The organism is Arthrobacter sp. R4-81 (genome assembly GCF_054792365.1).
The window spans coordinates 446184-462890 of the sequence record NZ_CP096445.1; the positions used below are offsets into that span (position 1 = coordinate 446184).

The 16707-nt window shown below is 62.6% G+C and carries 16 protein-coding genes and 1 pseudogene; 14 read left to right on the top strand and 3 right to left on the bottom strand.

Annotated features, from left to right (window positions below):
- Nucleotides 1-6 precede the first annotated feature (6 nt).
- Nucleotides 7-309, bottom strand: coding sequence for a hypothetical protein (locus M1E05_RS02135; RefSeq protein WP_458112395.1), 303 nt, complete (start codon nucleotides 307-309; stop codon nucleotides 7-9).
- A 306-nt stretch (nucleotides 310-615) separates the two neighbouring features.
- On the opposite strand from M1E05_RS02135, the gene M1E05_RS02140 reads away from it, so the two are divergent.
- The 8 genes and pseudogenes from M1E05_RS02140 to M1E05_RS02175 all read left to right on the top strand — a co-directional run bounded on the left by M1E05_RS02140 (nucleotide 616) and on the right by M1E05_RS02175 (nucleotide 12212).
- Nucleotides 616-2091 carry a DUF3375 family protein gene (locus M1E05_RS02140; protein WP_458112394.1) on the top strand — a complete coding sequence of 492 codons (1476 nt, stop codon included), beginning with the start codon at nucleotides 616-618 and terminating at the stop codon, nucleotides 2089-2091.
- A gap of 2 nt (nucleotides 2092-2093) precedes the next feature.
- Nucleotides 2094-2912 (top strand): annotated as a pseudogene (locus tag M1E05_RS02145) (DUF4194 domain-containing protein); the annotation flags it as partial.
- Between the two features lie 230 nt (nucleotides 2913-3142).
- Nucleotides 3143-6658, top strand: coding sequence for an ATP-binding protein (locus M1E05_RS02150; RefSeq protein ID WP_461164301.1), 3516 nt, complete (start codon nucleotides 3143-3145; stop codon nucleotides 6656-6658).
- A gap of 313 nt (nucleotides 6659-6971) precedes the next feature.
- Nucleotides 6972-8072, top strand: a complete 1101-nt coding sequence (locus M1E05_RS02155) for an iron-siderophore ABC transporter substrate-binding protein (RefSeq protein WP_461164302.1) — start codon at nucleotides 6972-6974, stop codon at nucleotides 8070-8072.
- Between the two features lie 7 nt (nucleotides 8073-8079).
- The gene (locus M1E05_RS02160; protein ID WP_461164303.1) at nucleotides 8080-9183 is read left to right on the top strand and encodes a FecCD family ABC transporter permease; all 1104 of its coding nucleotides are present in this window, start codon (nucleotides 8080-8082) and stop codon (nucleotides 9181-9183) included.
- Nucleotides 9184-9209: 26 nt separating this feature from the next.
- Complete coding sequence (locus tag M1E05_RS02165) at nucleotides 9210-10292, top strand: FecCD family ABC transporter permease (RefSeq protein WP_461165176.1); 1083 nt, start codon at nucleotides 9210-9212, stop codon at nucleotides 10290-10292.
- A gap of 1 nt (nucleotide 10293) precedes the next feature.
- Nucleotides 10294-11148 (top strand): ABC transporter ATP-binding protein, encoded by an 855-nt coding sequence (locus M1E05_RS02170; RefSeq protein WP_461164304.1) that lies wholly within the window; start codon nucleotides 10294-10296, stop codon nucleotides 11146-11148.
- Nucleotides 11145-12212 carry a siderophore-interacting protein gene (locus M1E05_RS02175; RefSeq protein ID WP_458112389.1) on the top strand — a complete coding sequence of 356 codons (1068 nt, stop codon included), beginning with the start codon at nucleotides 11145-11147 and terminating at the stop codon, nucleotides 12210-12212. Before M1E05_RS02170 ends, M1E05_RS02175 begins: the two co-directional genes overlap by 4 nt.
- A gap of 95 nt (nucleotides 12213-12307) precedes the next feature.
- Here M1E05_RS02175 and M1E05_RS02180 read toward each other — a convergent pair whose 3' ends face one another.
- Nucleotides 12308-12751 (bottom strand): transferase, encoded by a 444-nt coding sequence (locus tag M1E05_RS02180; RefSeq protein ID WP_461164305.1) that lies wholly within the window; start codon nucleotides 12749-12751, stop codon nucleotides 12308-12310.
- Between the two features lie 199 nt (nucleotides 12752-12950).
- Between M1E05_RS02180 and M1E05_RS02185 the strand changes: the two genes are divergently transcribed.
- Nucleotides 12951-13805, top strand: coding sequence for an SGNH/GDSL hydrolase family protein (locus tag M1E05_RS02185; protein WP_461164306.1), 855 nt, complete (start codon nucleotides 12951-12953; stop codon nucleotides 13803-13805).
- A gap of 32 nt (nucleotides 13806-13837) precedes the next feature.
- Here the strand turns inward: M1E05_RS02185 and M1E05_RS02190 are convergent, their stop codons facing one another.
- The gene (locus M1E05_RS02190) at nucleotides 13838-14125 is read right to left on the bottom strand and encodes a YciI family protein (RefSeq protein WP_461164307.1); all 288 of its coding nucleotides are present in this window, start codon (nucleotides 14123-14125) and stop codon (nucleotides 13838-13840) included.
- Nucleotides 14126-14195: 70 nt separating this feature from the next.
- On the opposite strand from M1E05_RS02190, the gene M1E05_RS02195 reads away from it, so the two are divergent.
- From M1E05_RS02195 to rpsN, 5 genes are all read left to right on the top strand, one after another.
- The gene (locus M1E05_RS02195; protein ID WP_458112385.1) at nucleotides 14196-14675 is read left to right on the top strand and encodes a MarR family winged helix-turn-helix transcriptional regulator; all 480 of its coding nucleotides are present in this window, start codon (nucleotides 14196-14198) and stop codon (nucleotides 14673-14675) included.
- Between the two features lie 59 nt (nucleotides 14676-14734).
- Nucleotides 14735-15496 (top strand): SGNH/GDSL hydrolase family protein, encoded by a 762-nt coding sequence (locus M1E05_RS02200; RefSeq protein WP_461164308.1) that lies wholly within the window; start codon nucleotides 14735-14737, stop codon nucleotides 15494-15496.
- 255 nt (nucleotides 15497-15751) lie between these two features.
- Entirely contained in the window at nucleotides 15752-15988 is a 237-nt protein-coding gene (rpmB, locus tag M1E05_RS02205) for a 50S ribosomal protein L28 (RefSeq protein WP_309108344.1), read from the top strand.
- Nucleotides 15988-16155 carry a 50S ribosomal protein L33 gene (rpmG, locus tag M1E05_RS02210; protein WP_013602737.1) on the top strand — a complete coding sequence of 56 codons (168 nt, stop codon included), beginning with the start codon at nucleotides 15988-15990 and terminating at the stop codon, nucleotides 16153-16155. The genes rpmB and rpmG overlap by 1 nt, the downstream gene beginning before the upstream one ends.
- 4 nt (nucleotides 16156-16159) lie before the next feature.
- Nucleotides 16160-16465, top strand: coding sequence for a 30S ribosomal protein S14 (gene rpsN / locus M1E05_RS02215; RefSeq protein ID WP_247048144.1), 306 nt, complete (start codon nucleotides 16160-16162; stop codon nucleotides 16463-16465).
- Nucleotides 16466-16707: the final 242 nt, after the last annotated feature.

Here is a 16707-nt window from a genome sequence, read left to right on the forward strand (position 1 = left end):
AACCCTTCAGCTGTCCCTCAATGCTACCCGCGGGTAGCTTCCGGTGCTAGGGGAAGGCTGGGCGCTGAGATCCACTGGCAAGTCGGCGGCGGTGGTGTGGTGGAGGACGCGGTCCCAGGCGTGGTTGATTCCGTGGACCATTGCCAGGAGGGTTCCGGCCACTATGAACCAGGCCAACCTGCCCACACCTACCAGGACCAGGGCCACAAACGCGGCCGCTGCGATGAACACCACAATCACCAAGGCAAACAGCAAAGTTCCGACGAACACCATTGTCGCCGTTTCCACCGAACTGATATCAAACTCCATGCTTCCCCCTGCATCATCGCTTTGACTGACGTTGTGGCATGAGCGTAAAGCCAGGCACTGGATGCCTGCCAGAGTCCAGAGACCGCGCCGCGGCTGTTGATATGGGATTGAAACCGTACTGACCCGTAGATCACGAACGGGTTTCGGAAACCCCATCAGTAACACTGGCAACATGACGTGGCGCTCCCTCCGGCAGGTTATCCGGTCCCTTGATTCTGGCCATACCGTCGGGAGCCCTGCGTTAACCTTGTACTGGCAGTTTTCCGGTTTGCGCTGCCATAACCCCGGCAGCTGAAGGAGAAACGCGTGCCCCGTTCCGCATTGTCCTCGGCTGAAGCCATCAGTACCCGGCTGGCGGAACTGGAACTCCTCACCAAGGGGCCGGCCTGGGCATTGACACGTTCCGCTCCCTGGGTGATCGCTGTTCTCCAGGCCTCGTTCACCCGCACCCGGCCCCAGCTTCCGCTGGAAGAGTTCCACGCCGACGTCGACGCCTTCCTTGAGCAGCTCCGGCGCCACGGTTCCGGTGTGGGCGAGCCGCCGCAGGGTGGCGCGGCTACCGGGGCACTTTCAGGAAAGAAGTACGCCGATGAGTGGACGCGGAAGAGTTTCCTGACTCGGAGAAACCAGTCGGGGCAGATCGTGTACGAGGTCACCGAGTCGGCGTCGCGTGTCCTTGCGTTCCTCGACAGCCTCTCCAGCGATCGTTCCACTCTGAACGGCTCACGGCTGGGGACCCTGCTGGGCGACGTCGAAAAACTGGCAAACGAGACCAACCCTGACCAAAGCGCCCGGCTGGAATCCCTCGAAGATGAGATCCAGGAAAGGCAGCAGCTCATCCAGGACATCAGTTCCGGAGAATTCGATGGCCTGCTTGGTGACGATGACGCTGTGGAGGCCGCCGGGAACATCCTGGATCTGGCAGCCTCCCTGCCTGCCGACTATAAGAAGATGCGCGACAGGATCGAAGAGCTGGTGGGCGAGCTCCGGAACCAGATCATCGAGGAATCCCTCAGCAAGGGAGCCACGATGGCCCAGGTGCTCGAAGCTGACAAGCGGCTCCGGCAAAGCCCGGAAGGCCGCACCTTCCGCTCATTCGCGGCCTTCCTTGAGGACCCGCAGCAGCAGTTGCGGTTTCGCTCCGCAATCGGTGAGGTGCTGAGCCGTCAGTTCGCAGACGATCTCAGCCATGAGGACAGGGAGACCCTGAAAAACCTGGTGGCCGAACTCCGCACCCAGCACAGCCAGATCCAGCGAATCTACGGCAAGCTCAGTGAAAGCCTGAACACCTATGTGCAAAGCGACGATTACCGCCAGTCGGTGCGGCTCCGGAAGGTGCTGCGAGAGGCTGAACAGGCCATCCGTTCGCTGCCCTATGAGCGTGACCGCCCCGCTCTGGTCCCGGGCCCTGCATTGTTCAATGCAGGCTTTGAATCGCTGGCCATGGTTAAGCTATTTGACCCCGACGAATTCGCGATTCCGGCAAAGCTCGCGGACCCCATCGCCTTCAGCGACGTTGACAGAGTGCGCTCACCGCGTACGGGCAAGGCGAAACCGGACGTTATCCGGGCCGCCCTGGCCGGCTCTTCCACGTTGTCAGAAGCCTGGAACCAACTCCCGGACGAGGAACGCCACATCAACTCGATCCGGGCGTTGCTCTCCCATGCGCTTCAGGACGGCGCAGGCTTCGACCACGAAGCCTGGGACACCATCGAATTTGACCAGATAGACGGAACCACGCGCACGGCGTACCTGCCGGTGGTCACGCTCAAGAAGGACTGAAGATGACTGAACTTTCCGAAGCCACATCCTCCGTAGACGCATCTTCCCTAGACACAGTTTCCGCAGGGCAGAGCGGGCAGGAAACGCCGGCTGGACCTCACATCCACGCGGATGCCTTTCAGCTGACTCCGCGGGACACCTTCGTCGATGGAGCTGCCTTGTTTCCCGGCGACACCGGTGTCCTCCCGATGAAGGTCCGGCAGGCATTGGTCAAGTTACTCAAAGGGCCGTATATCGACGGCGGACGCGACGAGAAACTCTGGACCACCCTCCTGGACAACCAGCTCATCCTGTGCAGCCGTCTGTCCGAGCTGTTCCTGACCCTGCAGCTTGATCATGAGCGAAAAATCGCTGTCCTCCGTCCAGTTGATCCGGAGGCAATCGGCGGCAATACGAGGTCCAGTATCCTCCGCCAACAGCGTGCCCTGAGCCGGGTGGAAACCATCGTGTTGCTCCGCCTGCGCCTCCTTCTCGACCGCCACGTCACGGCCCAGACCGACCCCACCATCACCCGGGAGGAAATCGGGGAACTGGTAGCCCACTACCAGCCGTCGGGCCAGCAGGATGCGCTGCGGGACTCCGACGTCGTCAACAGGGCCACCAGCAAACTCCTGGCCCGCCAGCTTCTCCTCCCCACCGCCCTGGACGATGTCTACACCATCTCCAACGCCCTGCCGCTGGCCTTGCCCTTCGAAAACATAGGCGACATCCCGGCGCAAATAGAGGCCCTGGTGGCAGTCGCAGCAGACCCCGCAGGCACCGAACCCTTCCTGGAGCTCGACGACGAGAACTCCATCGAGGACGACGACGCCGATGCCGCCCCCGCCCCTCCGCCGGGCGGCTCTGCTGCAAGCAGCGAGCCGCCCGGCTCCGACAGGCCCGATGCCACTCCCTGGGCGGCACCGGCATCGTCTCCCTTCGGCGCTGACAGCAGCGGCGATGCCGGGGACATGCGGCAGCATGCGTCTAAGCGAAGAATGAGCGAGCATGCAGAGCATGCGTCCGGTGGCGCCGCGATAGGCGACCACATGGACGAAGCGGAGGAAGCCAAGTGAGCATCGCAACCATGCTCCCAATGGGCGAGCTGACGAATCCGGGCCAGATGCGCCTGGCCCTCGTGCAGGTGGTCAACTGGGGCACATTCCACGGCGCCCACTCCATCCATGTGGACCGAAACGGCACCCTGCTCACCGGTAATTCGGGCGTGGGCAAGTCCACGCTGTTCGACGCCATCTCCAGAGTTTTCGACGCCCGTCCCCGATCCAACGAGGCCGCGGCCCAACGCGTCGGCGGCGCAGTGGAGGACAAACGGACCACCTTTACATATATGCGCGGCAAGGTTGGGGACAAGGCTGTAGGGGAAGGCTCAGCCAGTGCCTTCCAGCGCCCCGGTGCCATGTGGTCCGCCGTCGCCTTGACGTTTGACAACGCCGCGGGCAGCCGGGTGACCATCTCGGCCCTCTTCGATCTGCCGAAAAACGGAACTGAGTCCAGCGTTGGCCGGTTCTACCTGATCGACAACAAGCCCCTCGACATGGGGGCTGTTGACGGCGTCGCGGAGAAGCGCTTTACGAAGGCTTCCCTCGACGCGCTCTTCCCCGACGCGCAGGTGTTTGATGTCCACAAGGCCTTCGCGGAGCGGTTCCGCCGGCTGCTGGGGATCAACTCGGATCAGGCCCTTCCCCTCCTGCGCGTTATCCAGGCGGGTAAGGGACTGGGCGGAAGCGTTAACAATTTCTTCCGGGACCAGGTGCTGGATGCCCCGGCAACGCTGGCCGCGGCTGACGACGTCGTCGAGGAATTCAGCAACCTCATGTCCATCCGTCAGCGGCTTGAAGATGTGCGCCAGCAGCGCGACCAGTTGGCTCCGGTACCTGCCCTGAACAAGGAATATGCACAGGCCCTGCTGGAGGCGAACCGGCTGAGGGAGTTGGCAGGGGAGGAGTTTGACGCCTATAAGCAGCAGCTGGCAGTCGCAGTGCACCAGCAGACCCTCGCGCGTATCAAGGATCTGGCTCATGTGAAAGCCAAGGAACTCGGCGCTGAACGTGGTGTCAGGGATGGCCTGGCCAAGGAACTGCGGCAGCTCGAGGCCGAATACAACAATCAGGGCGGCAACGCCATCTCCGCCATTGAGCAGTCGCTCGAGAATGCCCGGGTGGGGCTCAAGCTGCGGGAGCAGGTAGAGGAAGCAGCCCGCAAAGCGCTCGCCGACGCCGGCCTGGACCTCGAGTGGACAGAGGCCGGATGGGAGCAGGCGCACGCCCAGGCAGCGGCACGTTCAGAGGACCTTCACGAGGATTCAGAGTCGCTCAAAGAGCTGCGCTTCGAAGCCTTCGACGGTCACGCCACCAAAAAACGCGAATTGGCGGCCGCACAGCAGGAGCTCGTTTCGTTGAAGACGCGGAAGTCCCTGCTGCCGCCGTCGAGCATTGAAAACCGGGCGGCCATCGCCGCGGCTACGGGAGTGCCTGAGGATCAGATGCCCTTCGGCGGGGAGCTAATAGACCTCGCCGAGGGCCAGGAACAGTGGCGTCCCGCCGCTGAGCGCGCACTTCGGAACCTTGCTACCACACTGCTGGTACAGGCGGAGCATTTTCCCGCCGTTACGCGGTACCTCAACGATCACACCATTCGTGGTGCCCTTCGCGCAGTGGATGTCTCGAAGCCTCTCGCCGGCGGTGCGCTGGCACTTGAGGACGTTGCTGACGGCGACCTCCTGACCAAGCTGGAGATCCTCACCGCAGGGGCCGTTGCGTCTTCTGCATCTTCCTCTTCGCCTCCGTCTGCCTTGTCCCAGGCGGCTGAGTGGATCCGTGAGCGCATCGCCTTGGACTTCGCCTTCCCATGCGTCGAAAACCCGGACGAACTGGCGTCACTTGAGAAGGGTCTGAGCCTGGGCGGAGTGGTGAAGCGCAACCGCCACACTGTGGAAAAGGATGACCGTTTTACCAGCAGGCAGGACTACGTCCTGGGTTTCGACAACGCCTCCAAACTGGAACTCGTGGCCACCCAGGTGGCCGACCTGCAGCAGGAACTGGCGAAAGCAGCCGAGCTCGCCCAAAGCCGAGAGGAGTCCCACCAGGGGATGACCCGCCAGCTCGAGGCCCTGCGCCGGGTCGCCGAGGATCACCGCCCCTGGGAGCAGGTCTCCGCGGCCGTCGCGGCCGACGAACTCGCCCGGATCGAACAACGGCTCAAGGATGCCCTCGCAGCGCAGAAGGACCTTGAACCCCTGCGGGCCAACATTGAGGCCGCGCGACAAAAACACCAGAGCAGTACTGAATCCGCGGCGGTTCTCCAGAGCGAGTACAAGGCCCTCGACCAACAGCTGACAGCGGCTGATTCGCTGCTGGAAGCCGCCCGGACGCGCCTGAACCAGGCGCCGCCGTCGGACTCCACTGTTTCGGCGCTGGAGCCGTACTTTGCGGGCTTCGGAGATGTATTGGAGATGCATGAGCTGGACAACCTTGCCAACCAGGTGCGGACCCGGCTGCTGGGTGAGCTGCACGCGGCTGAGTCCAAGGGGCAGGCAACGGCCGAACGCCTGACCCGGATCTTTGAGGGATTCGTCCGCGACTGGGGCACGGCGATTTCCGCGGACTACGGCACCTCGATCGGAGCGGCCGGCGAATTCGAATCCCGCTACCACGCCATTGTCAGTGACGGGTTGCCAGCCCAGGAAGCCGAGTTCCGGGCGTTCTTCAACCAACGCACCCACGAGTCCTTCAGTACCCTGCTGCACCTGCTCGACGAGGAACGGCGCTCCGTCACCAGCCGCATCCTTCCCCTCAACGGAATCCTCTCCGAGGTCAATTTCCATGAGGGGAGCTATTTGCAACTGGACATCAAGCAGACCCTGCCGCCCACAGCGAAGCAGTTCAAGGACGCCATCCACAGCGCCCTGAAAACACGGCACTCGAGGCCGGCCAAAGCACAGGTTACCGGCACTGAAGGCGCCGACGACGCCGAGCTCACCGCCCGCTACAAGTCGCTGGAAACGCTCGTGAAGCGTCTGGGTTCGCAAACCCCTGAGGACCGGAGATGGCGGGCCGAGGTCCTCGATGTCCGCGGGCACCTGTTCATCCAGTGCAAGGAGCACCGGGAAGTAGCTCCCGGTGAATCCGGAAAATCGGGGGCTGCCGGGACTTCCGCGGCTAAAACCGAAGTCTTTATGCACGCTGACACGGGATCAATGTCAGGCGGTGAGCGCCAGCGGTTTACGGCCTTCATCATGGCTGCCGCCTTGAGTTATCAGCTGGGCATCGCAGAGCAGGGCTTCACGACCTACGGCACGGTCATGATGGATGAGGCCTTTGTTCTGGCTTCGGAGGAGTTCGCAGGCGCCGGGATCAAGGCGCTGCACGAATTCGGTTTCCAGTTGCTGCTGGCCGCTCCGGAGAACGTCATTGACCTTTCCCGCCACCTTGGTTCCGTCACGGAAATCCTGAGGGACAAGCGGACCAACCGCTCCGGCGTGCTGACCGAACCCGTGATCAAACCCGGCCCCGACACACTGGGCAAATGGCGCTCGGAGGCCAACCCGGTGGATATCGTCCTCCGCTGATTCCGCCCACCCCACCAGGCGCTCGCTCACCTTTCGTCGCCTTTTCGCTGACGCTCGGTCACCTTTCGTCGTCTTTTCGCTGACGCTCGGTCAGGTCCCGTCGCTTTTCGCCGACGCTCGCTCACAAGATATGAGGGAGGGTTGGTGTTTTGGGGTTGCGATGTGAGGGAGGGTTGGTGTTTTGGGGTTGGGATGTGAGGGAGGGTTGGTGACCTTCCTCACAAGCCGGGAATTAGGTTACGCTAGCCTTTCTTAATAGGCGCGAGGATAGGCTAGCCTTACTTGGGTTCGCATCATTCACCTAAGGAGTTCCGTGGCTTCCCCCGTTTCCCCCATCCCGGCCGCAGTCGCCACCCGCCGTGCCGTCTTCAAGACCGCAGGCAAGGCGACCGCCGTTCTGGCCGCCGCCGCACTGACCCTCACGGCCTGCTCCACAGGCCCGGCCAGTTCCGCAGATGCCGGAGCCGGCACTCAAGCGCCCAGCTCACAGTTTCCGGTAACCATCAAGAATGTTTTTGGTGAGACCACCATTGAGAAGAAGCCCGAGCGCGTAGTCACCATTTCCTGGGTCAATGACGACGTCGCCATCGCCCTGGGCGTAGTTCCGGTCGGCGTTCCGAAGAACGACTGGGGCGGAAACGACAAGGCATCCACCCCGTGGAAGGACGCCGCCCTCGAAGAGCTCGGCGCCGGCTTCGGTACCGACAAGGCACCTGCCCAGTTCTCCGAGACTGACGGCATCAACTTCACCGAGATTGCCAAGCTCAACCCGGACGTCATCCTGGGCGCCTACTCCGGCCTGACGGAAGAGGACTACAAGAAGCTCAGCGAGATCGCGCCCGTCGTGGCCCAGCCGGAGCTGGCCTACGGCACGTCCTGGCAGGATTCCACCACCGTCATCGGCAAGGCCCTGGGCAAGGAAGCCGAGGCAACCAAGCTGGTTTCGGACACGGAAGCCACCATCAAGGAAAAGGTCTCCAAGTACCCGCAGCTCGAAGGCAAGAGTTACATATACGGCAACCTGGAACCGGCCAAGAGCGACGGCGTGAACGTCTACACGGCCAACGACAACCGGCCGCGATTCCTCAGCTCCCTCGGCATGAAGCTCGCCCCGATTGTGGAGGAGAAGTCCAAGGGTTCCAAGGAATTCTTCCTTGCCTGGTCAGCAGAGAAGGCCAACGAGCTGGACTCCGATATCTTTGTGACCTGGGTTCCGGACGCAGCCACCACTGATTCCATCAAGGCTGACCCGCTCCTCGGCCAGATCCCAGCTATCAAGAAGGGCGCCCTGGTCGCCGATCCGGACAACACCCTGACGCTGGCCATTTCGGCGTCGTCCCCGCTGAGCCTGCCGTGGTCACTGGACGCCTTCTTGCCGCAGCTGGGCAAGGCAGCCGACGCCGCAGCTAAGTAACACCGCCATGACGACGACGGCGGCCAACAGCACGCGCCCGGGTTCAGTTTCCGGAGAACCCACCTTAGGCGAACAGGCAGCAAAATCGCCCGCGAAGGGGCATCATCTGCCGGTTCCCGGTGGTGCCAGGGCCGCCTGGCTGTTTGCCGCCGTTGTCGTTCTTGTCCTTGTCAGCGCCGCGTCCCTTGCGATCGGTGCCAGGGACGTTTCCCTGCAGACCGTTTGGCAGGCGCTGACCAGTTTTGATCCCGCCAATGGCGACCACGCCGTTGTGCAGGCACGCCTCCCGCGGACTGTATTGGGCCTCGTGGTGGGCGCCGCGCTAGGGCTTGCAGGGGCCGCCATGCAGGGTGTGGCCCGCAACCCGCTCGCGGATCCGGGCATCATGGGCGTCAATGCCGGCGCAGCCCTCGCCGTTGTCACCGGCATCTATCTGTTCGGCATCTCGTCACTGACCGGCTACATCTGGTTCGCGTTTTTCGGCGCAGCCGCTGCTGCCACCCTCGTGTATCTGGTTGCATCGCTGGGCAGGGACGGCGCGACGCCGGTAAAACTCGCCTTGGCAGGTGCTGCCCTGAGCGCGGGCCTCTTTTCGCTGATGAACGTGATCCTTGTTTCCAGCCAGGACACGCTTGACCGGTTCCGGTTCTGGCAAGTTGGCGGCATCGCCGGGCGTGAATGGTCAGTAGTGCTTCCCGGACTGCCCTTCCTCGTGATCGGGGCCGTCATAGTGCTGGGCACCGGAAGGATTTTGAACAGCCTGGCGCTGGGCGACGACACAGCGCGCGGGCTCGGCCAGAATGTCAGCCTGGTTCGGGCCATAACGGCAGTGGGGATCGTGCTGCTGTGCGGCTCAGCCACTGCTTTGGCCGGACCGATCGGATTCGTCGGCCTTGTCATTCCGCACGCCGTGCGTTTCCTCACCGGTCCTGACTATCGGTGGATCCTCCCATTCTCCCTTGTCCTTGCCCCGGTCCTGCTGCTGGCCGCTGACATTATCGGCCGCGTGGTGCTGCTTCCGGGCGAAGTTCCGGCAGGCATCATGACCGCCCTTGTGGGTGCGCCGGTGTTCGTATGGCTGGTTCAGCGCGGAAAGGGGGCAGGACTGTGACCACCACGGTAAAGACTGAACGCGAGATGGCACTTCGCGGCAGTACAGGGCGCCAACAGTGGGCTTTTCTGCCATTTCGGCGCACAGTCAACCGCACCGCGGTCCTCTCCGCCGCCGTCGTGCTTCTCTTCGCCGCTAGCATTCTGCTGGGAAGCTACACCGTCACTATTCCGGACTTCTTCAAGATCCTCGCGGCTCATTTCACCGACGGACCCAAGATCCCCGGTGCGAGCTTCATCGTCATGGAAAACAAACTGCCCAGGGCGGTAATAGGGACCATGATCGGAGCTGCCTTCGGCCTCGCGGGAGGGCTGTTCCAGACCATGCTGCGCAACCCTCTCGCCAGCCCCGATGTCATCGGCATCAGCTACGGCGCGAGCGCCGGCGCCGTGACGGCCATTGTCATTTTCGGTGCCACGGGAGCAGCAGTGTCCGGCGCGGCTTTTGCCGGGGCCCTCGGCGTCGCTGCTTTAATCTATGCCATTTCCCGCAGCGGCTCACTCGGCTCGGGCGGCGGACGCGGGGGGAATGCCGCAGGTAACCGGCTGATCCTGGCCGGGGTCGGCATCGCTGCCGCCCTCCATGCCGTAGTGAGTTTCCTGATGACCAGAACTGATATCCGCACCGCAGCGGATACCCTCGTGTGGCTCAACGGGTCCCTGAACTCCGCCACGTGGGACCGAGCCGGCGTTCTGGCACTGACCCTTGTTGTCCTGTTGCCGGCCGTTGCGGTGCTGGCCGGACCCCTGCGCATCCTTGAACTCGGTGACGACGCTGCCTCCGGACTCGGCATCAGGGTGGGAATGACCCGTCTGGCGGTCGTCCTCACCGCCGTGGCACTTGCTGCGGTGGCGACGGCGGCTGCCGGCCCCGTCGCGTTCGTCGCCTTTCTCGCCGGTCCCATCGCCCGCCGCTTCACCCGGAAGGCCAGCCTGCCGGCGTCGGCGCTGGTGGGCGTGCTCATCGTTCTCGCAGCAGATTACTTTGCCGCAAACATCGCCCCGCTGATGCTCGATGGCACCGTATTACCGGTCGGCGTGGTCACAGGCGCCCTCGGTGCCCCGTTCCTGCTGTGGCTCCTGGTCACTTCCAACCGAAAGGATGCCTGACATGGCAGTTCTGAACGCCAAGGACCTGACGCTCAGGTATGAGCAGCGCATCGTCATCGAACAGCTGTGCGCGGAGATTCCGGAAGGCAAGGTGACCATGATTGTCGGAGCCAACGCCTGTGGAAAATCCACCCTGTTGCGCGGATTGTCCCGCTTGCTCAAGCCGGCGGCCGGAACTGTGACCTTGGACGGCAAGGACATTCACTCCAGGCCTGCACGGGAGGTGGCCCGGACGCTCGGCCTCCTCCCGCAGCACCCTACAGCGCCGGATGGCATTACCGTGCGCGACCTGGTGGGCCGCGGACGATACCCTCACCAGGGCTTCTTCCGCAGCTGGAGCCCTGAGGATGACCTCGCCGTGCAGAGCGCTCTGGATGCCACCGAAACGATGGAACTCGCCGATCGGAACGTGGACGAACTTTCCGGGGGCCAGCGCCAGCGCGTGTGGATTGCCATGGCCCTGGCCCAGGAGACGGACGTGCTGCTCCTGGACGAGCCCACCACGTACCTGGACCTGACGCACCAGGTTGAAGTCCTGGATCTCGTGACCGACCTGAACCGTAAAAACGGGACGACCGTGGCAATCGTCCTGCACGATCTCAACCTTGCCGCCCGCTATGCGGATCACGTCATTGCCCTGAAGGCCGGAAGCATTGTTGCAGAAGGTCCTGCGATTCAGGTCGTCACCGAACACCTGGTCCGGGAGGTCTTCGGACTCGAATCCCGCGTCGTGCCCGATCCTGTGTCCGGGACCCCGCTGATCATCCCGATCGGGCGGCATCACGCGGGGGACAGCACCGCCCCAAAAGTGCCAAGCCCAAAAGTGCCAAGCGAAAACCTGGAGTTGGTCTCATGAACACAGCTAGTAACGCCCCGGCGGGCACCATCAAGAACCAGTTGGCCACGGAGCCCATGACCCTGGCGTTCGATGTCACGGTCAGTGCCGTCCAGGAGCTTAGCCCTAACTTCCGGCGGGTCACCTTCGGAGGATATTCGCTGCGGGACTTCGGCGTGCATGGAGGGACCCTCGATCTCCGCATCAAGCTGATGATTCCTTCGCTTGCCGCTGACGGCACTTGCCTGCCCCTGCCCGTTTTCGAGATGGAGCAGACCGGTTGGTACCAGGAGTGGCTGGCCATGGATCCGACCACCCGCGGGTCAATGCGGACCTACACCGTGAGGCGCGAACGCCTTGACGGGGTCTACCCCGAGATCGACGTCGACTTCGTGATGCACTTCGACTCAAAGGGCGACGGCGGCCCGGCGGCGAATTGGGCACTGAATGCCAAACCTGGCGATGCCATCACCATCATCGGGCCTAACAACCGGGCAGCGCATTGCGTCACTGCCGAAATCTATTCTGGAATTGAATGGCGACCCGGTCTGGCCCAGCGCGTCCTGCTGGCAGGGGACGAAACTGCCGTTCCTGCGATCAGCGCCATCCTGGAAAGCCTGCCGGCGGATATGACGGGACACGCCTTCCTCGAGGTCCCGGAAGCGGGTGATTTCCTGGATCTTAAGACAGCTGCCGACGTCGAAATCACTTGGCTGGCCAGGGGCGCCTCCATCGGTCGCTCCCGCCCGCACGGGCAACTCCTTACGGAAGCGGTGAAGTCTGCAGTGCCTGTGCCGGGCTGGGTGGGTATCAGGACGCCGGATGGTGCGGCCGGGCCGGAACCTGAGGACGTGGACGTGGACCAGAACATCCTGTGGGAGACTCCAACACGGATGGATACCGCAGCAATCGGGGCAACAAAGAACCCGGGGATGCCCCCGGGTGCCATGCCGTTCTACGCCTGGATCGCCGGGGAGGCGGGCGTAATCAAGGATCTGCGCCGCTACCTGGTGCGCGATGTTGGCATCGACCGGAAGCAGGTCGCGTTTATGGGCTACTGGCGGCAGGGGAAAGCGGAACTCTAACTATGCGGTGCGTCTCGGACACGAGTCGCACAGTAACGTTTCCGCCGAGCCTCCGTGGGCCGGGACCCCGGCCCACCACTTGTGAGGCAGTTCGTTCAGGCTGCCATCTTCGATCGATGATGACGTGCCCGCGACCGGCGGGACCTGTGGGGTTTGGCTGCAACGGCGACAAGGCCGCCGTCGGGAACCCTGCTGTCCCCGTCAAGGGTGGTCCCGTGGCCCACCTGAGCTCCGGCGCCGATGCGTGAGTGGCTGCCGATGCGGACACTGTTGCCCACGATCGTTCCCTCGCCCACGTAGACGCCGTCGCCAATGAGGGCCAGGTCGCCAATCTTCGCCCGGCGATCGATCCAGCTGCCATCCCCGATCCGGCAACCCGAACCAACGCATGCCCCTGCTTCGATATATGTAGTTGAACCGATGAAGGAACTCTCTTCCACTTCGGCGCCTGGCCCGATCAGCCCGCCGCCGTTGGGGTGCCGGCGGTACCTGGTGACCTTGCCGGCCTCGTCCTCAACTGATTCGATTTTCTTGCTCATTCCATTCCTAACTAGTGCGCACACCGCACCCAAGGAAATTAACGTTTTCCGGGCCAAATTGATTCCATAGCCCTAACGATTCCCCGGTCTTCCGTGCTCTGCCGCCCTTGCTCAGATGACGCCCGTGGTTAACGCCGTCGTTGCCTGCCGGCCGCCTGCCCGCAGCCTGTTCGTTGCAAGGGCAGACTAGGTTTCTGGGGTGGCTGTCGATCCATCCCCAGAGCATGCTCTTCCTGGCAGAAATGGACGACGGCGTTTTGTCGCCTTGGGCGATTCCTTCACGGAAGGCGTCGGGGACTGGAACCGGAACCTGCCTAACGGCGTGAGGGGCTGGGCGGACCGGGTGGCGGAAAAGCTGGCGAAGGCAGAGCCGGGGTGGGAATATGCAAACCTGGCAGTACGGAGCAAGCGCCTGAGGCATGTCATTGAGGAGCAATTGGAGCCGGCGCTGGCCCTCAAGCCGACGCTGATCACGCTCTACGCCGGCGGAAACGACATCCTGGACTTCGGAACAGACGTCGACGCCCTTATGGAGGACTACGAGTATCTGGTGGCCAGACTCGCTGGCACTGGAGCAACCCTGCTGCTCTTCACGGGTTTCGACGTCAAGGTCTCGGCGGTTCTGGAGCCGTTGAAGAAACGCAACAGGGCTTACAACCAGCGCGTCAGGGAACTGGCTGAGAAATACGGAGCCATCCTGGTGGACTACTGGTGTTTCGACGCCTTCCACGATCGGCGCATGTGGTCCTCAGACAGGCTCCATATGTCCAAGGCGGGGCATAAGTACCTCGCTGCCCGGGTGCTGGACCATCTGGGCGTTCCGCACAAGATCAGTCCCAAAGACTGGGAACCGCCGGCGAAACTGACCCTGAAGGAGTGGGAACGGCTGCAACGGCGCTGGGTCCACGACTGGGTGCTTCCCCTTGTGGGCCGCAAACTCAGGGGAGTGACCTTGGGGGATCAGCTGGGGCCGCGTTGGCCTGTGCCGGTGAAGGTTCCTGTCAAAGGCGGTTTGAAGCGGCTCGCTGAAACAGCTGACCGCGAGGCGCGGTAAGGCCTGAGTGCGCTAGTTGTCCAGCAGTGCGCTCAATTGTCCAGCAGATTATCGAATCCGGGTGCCACCCTGTTGGCGTGGAACTCCATCACCTCAAACTCGGCCACGCCATTGACGTAGAAGGGATCCTTGGCAAGGGACGCGTCGAGGCTGTCCCGGTCGGCTGTCGACAGGAGCAGTGCGCCGGTGCGCGGAATCTTCCGGCCTGCAGCGATGAAGACACCCTCATCGAAAGCCTCCTGCAACCAGGAAACATGGTCCGCCAGGTGGTAGTCCACGATGTCCGTGGGCACCTTGTAGCTCAGGGAAATAACGTACATGGGGACAGCCTACCGAGGCAGCGCCAGCGGGACTTGAACCGTCAAGCATTTTTCCTCTTAAGATGTATCTATGAGCGAACCACGATGGCTGAATGCAGACGAACGCCGCGCGTGGCTTGCCCTCATGAGCATTAACACCCTGCTTCCGGCAGCTCTGGACTCGCAACTTCACAGTGCCGGCAAATTGTCCTTGTTCGATTACCACGTCCTGGCGATGCTCTCTGAGACGGAATCCCGCTTCCTCCCCATGAGTGAACTGGCAGCGCGGACCAGTGCATCCCTTTCAAGGCTTTCGCACGTTGTTACCAAGCTGCAAAACCGGGGTTGGGTGGAGCGGCGCCCGCACCCCGGGGACGCAAGGGTCACCACCGCACACCTTACCGACGCCGGGATGGACACGATCGTGGGTCTGGCGCCCGGGCATGTGGAATCAGTCCGCGCCCTGTTCCTGGATGCGCTTAGCGAGGAAGACGTGGCCGATCTGGCCCGGATCGGTGAAAAGATCGTGTCCCGCCTGGACGATGACCACTGGATCCTCCGCGAAGGCTGAAGGGATCCGGCGTGGCGGCCCCTTTTGTTGCTCCCAGCAACTGATGGCAGACTGTCGCTATGGATTTTTCTACCCGGTACGTGGCTTTGGGGGACTCCTTCACGGAAGGCGTGGGCGATGACGATCCCACCCGCCCGAATGGTGTCAGGGGCTGGGCAGACCGTGTAGCGGAACAACTCGGCGCTGCGGATCCTTCCTTCGGCTACGCCAACCTCGCAATCCGAGGGAGGAAGCTTCGCCGGATCCTCGCCGAACAGGTGGATGCCGCCGTCGAGCTTAAACCCACTTTGGTGACCATTTACGCCGGGGCCAACGACATCCTCCGCCCGAAGGTTGATATCGACGGGCTTCTTGAGGAGTACGACGCCGGTATCCGCAAGTTGAGTGCCACGGGCGCCACTGTGGTGATGTTCACCGGGTTTGACTCCCGCGGCTCCAAGATCTTCAGCACAACCCGTGGACGCACGGCCATCTATAACGAGCTGGTACGGGGTATTGCCGGTGACCATGGCGCCCTGCTGGTCGACTACTGGCGCTTCAGCGAATACTACGACTGGGGAATGTGGGCGCAGGACCGGATGCACATGTCTGCTGCCGGGCACGCCAACATGGCTAAGCGCGTGCTGACCGTACTGGAACACGACCATTCCATTGAAGTCCCTCCCATGACCCCCGTTCCCGAAATGAGCCGCATCGAGGCGCTGCGTGCAAACGCGCGGTGGATCCGGGAGTTTGCCGGGCCCTGGGTCGTGCGCCGGGTCACCGGAAAATCCTCCGGTGACGGCCTGAATCCGCGGTACCCGGAGCTGACTCGCCTCTAGGCCGGGGCGCCAGCTTATACACCCAGAGAGGGCGGATTGGTCTTTAGTTGCCTTAGCTCGTAGACTTGGTAGGCGCTAAGTGCGCGGAGCGTGCGCAATTGCTCCGGTGGCCCGGTATTTTTCTCCAGGGTAGCCGGTAGTTAGGGGCTCAAGTTGCGTGACTAACCGTTCACCCTGATCAGTTTGGGTCGCACTTACACGCATGGTCCTGCAGCAGATATGCGGATCATTACTTTCAATTCTTGAGGAGAAGTCATGGCAGCACACTGCCAAGTGACCGGAGCCGAGCCGGGCTTTGGGCACAGCATTTCGCACTCGCACCGTCGCAACAAGCGCCGGTTCGATCCGAACATCCAGAAGAAGCGCTACTGGGTTCCGTCCCTGCGCCGTAATGTCACCCTGCAGGTCTCTGCTCGTGGCATCAAGACCATCGACGTTCGCGGCATCGACGTAGTCGTCGCCGGCATCCTGGCACGAGGAGTAAAGCTCTAATGGCAAAGGATAAGGACGTACGTCCCATCATCAAGCTCAAGTCGACCGCTGGCACGGGTTACACCTACGTCACGCGCAAGAACCGTCGTAACGACCCGGACCGCATGGTTCTGAAGAAGTACGACCCCAAAATCCGCCAGCACGTCGAATTCCGAGAGGAGCGCTAAACATATGGCTAAGAAATCCAAGATTGCTCGTAACGAGCAGCGCAAGGTCATCGTTGAGCGCTATGCCGAAAAGCGCCTCGCTCTGAAGAAGACGCTGGTTGACCCCAACGCTACTGACGAAGCACGCGAAGAAGCACGCCTCGGCCTGCAGAAGCTGCCCCGCAACGCGTCCCCGATCCGTCTGCGTAACCGCGACATCATCGACGGCCGTCCCCGCGGTACCTTCCAGAAGTTCGGTATCTCCCGTGTTCGCTTCCGCGACATGGCTCACCGCGGTGAGCTCCCGGGCATCACCAAGTCTTCCTGGTAATGCAGCACCGCTGATTCCAGCTGCTTGAGAAGGGCCGGCAACCATCTGGTTGCCGGCCCTTCTTCGCGTTAACGCCACTTCTGCTGCCCAGTTGGGATGGGGGCCGGGGTGACGCACCACACAGAATTTGAAGTACGACGGCGAGTGGCTCAGTGGGCCCCTTTTGGCCGCTTTTCCCCGGAACGGCGGGGTTTCGGAGAGTGCGCCGAGCGGGTTTGCGGTGGGGCCGTTGTGGGTGTATT

Bases quoted from the DNA above. Each gene is read 5' to 3' on its own strand.
- M1E05_RS02135 (WP_458112395.1), bottom strand. From the start codon at position 309: ATGGAGTTTGATATCAGTTCGGTGGAAACGGCGACAATGGTGTTCGTC.
- M1E05_RS02160 (WP_461164303.1), top strand. From the start codon at position 8,080: ATGACGACGACGGCGGCCAACAGCACGCGCCCGGGTTCAGTTTCCGGA.
- M1E05_RS02165 (WP_461165176.1), top strand. From the start codon at position 9,210: ATGGCACTTCGCGGCAGTACAGGGCGCCAACAGTGGGCTTTTCTGCCA.
- M1E05_RS02170 (WP_461164304.1), top strand. From the start codon at position 10,294: ATGGCAGTTCTGAACGCCAAGGACCTGACGCTCAGGTATGAGCAGCGC.
- M1E05_RS02175 (WP_458112389.1), top strand. From the start codon at position 11,145: ATGAACACAGCTAGTAACGCCCCGGCGGGCACCATCAAGAACCAGTTG.
- M1E05_RS02180 (WP_461164305.1), bottom strand. From the start codon at position 12,751: ATGAGCAAGAAAATCGAATCAGTTGAGGACGAGGCCGGCAAGGTCACC.
- M1E05_RS02190 (WP_461164307.1), bottom strand. From the start codon at position 14,125: ATGTACGTTATTTCCCTGAGCTACAAGGTGCCCACGGACATCGTGGAC.
- M1E05_RS02195 (WP_458112385.1), top strand. From the start codon at position 14,196: ATGAGCGAACCACGATGGCTGAATGCAGACGAACGCCGCGCGTGGCTT.
- M1E05_RS02200 (WP_461164308.1), top strand. From the start codon at position 14,735: ATGGATTTTTCTACCCGGTACGTGGCTTTGGGGGACTCCTTCACGGAA.
- rpmB (WP_309108344.1), top strand. From the start codon at position 15,752: ATGGCAGCACACTGCCAAGTGACCGGAGCCGAGCCGGGCTTTGGGCAC.
- rpmG (WP_013602737.1), top strand. From the start codon at position 15,988: ATGGCAAAGGATAAGGACGTACGTCCCATCATCAAGCTCAAGTCGACC.
- rpsN (WP_247048144.1), top strand. From the start codon at position 16,160: ATGGCTAAGAAATCCAAGATTGCTCGTAACGAGCAGCGCAAGGTCATC.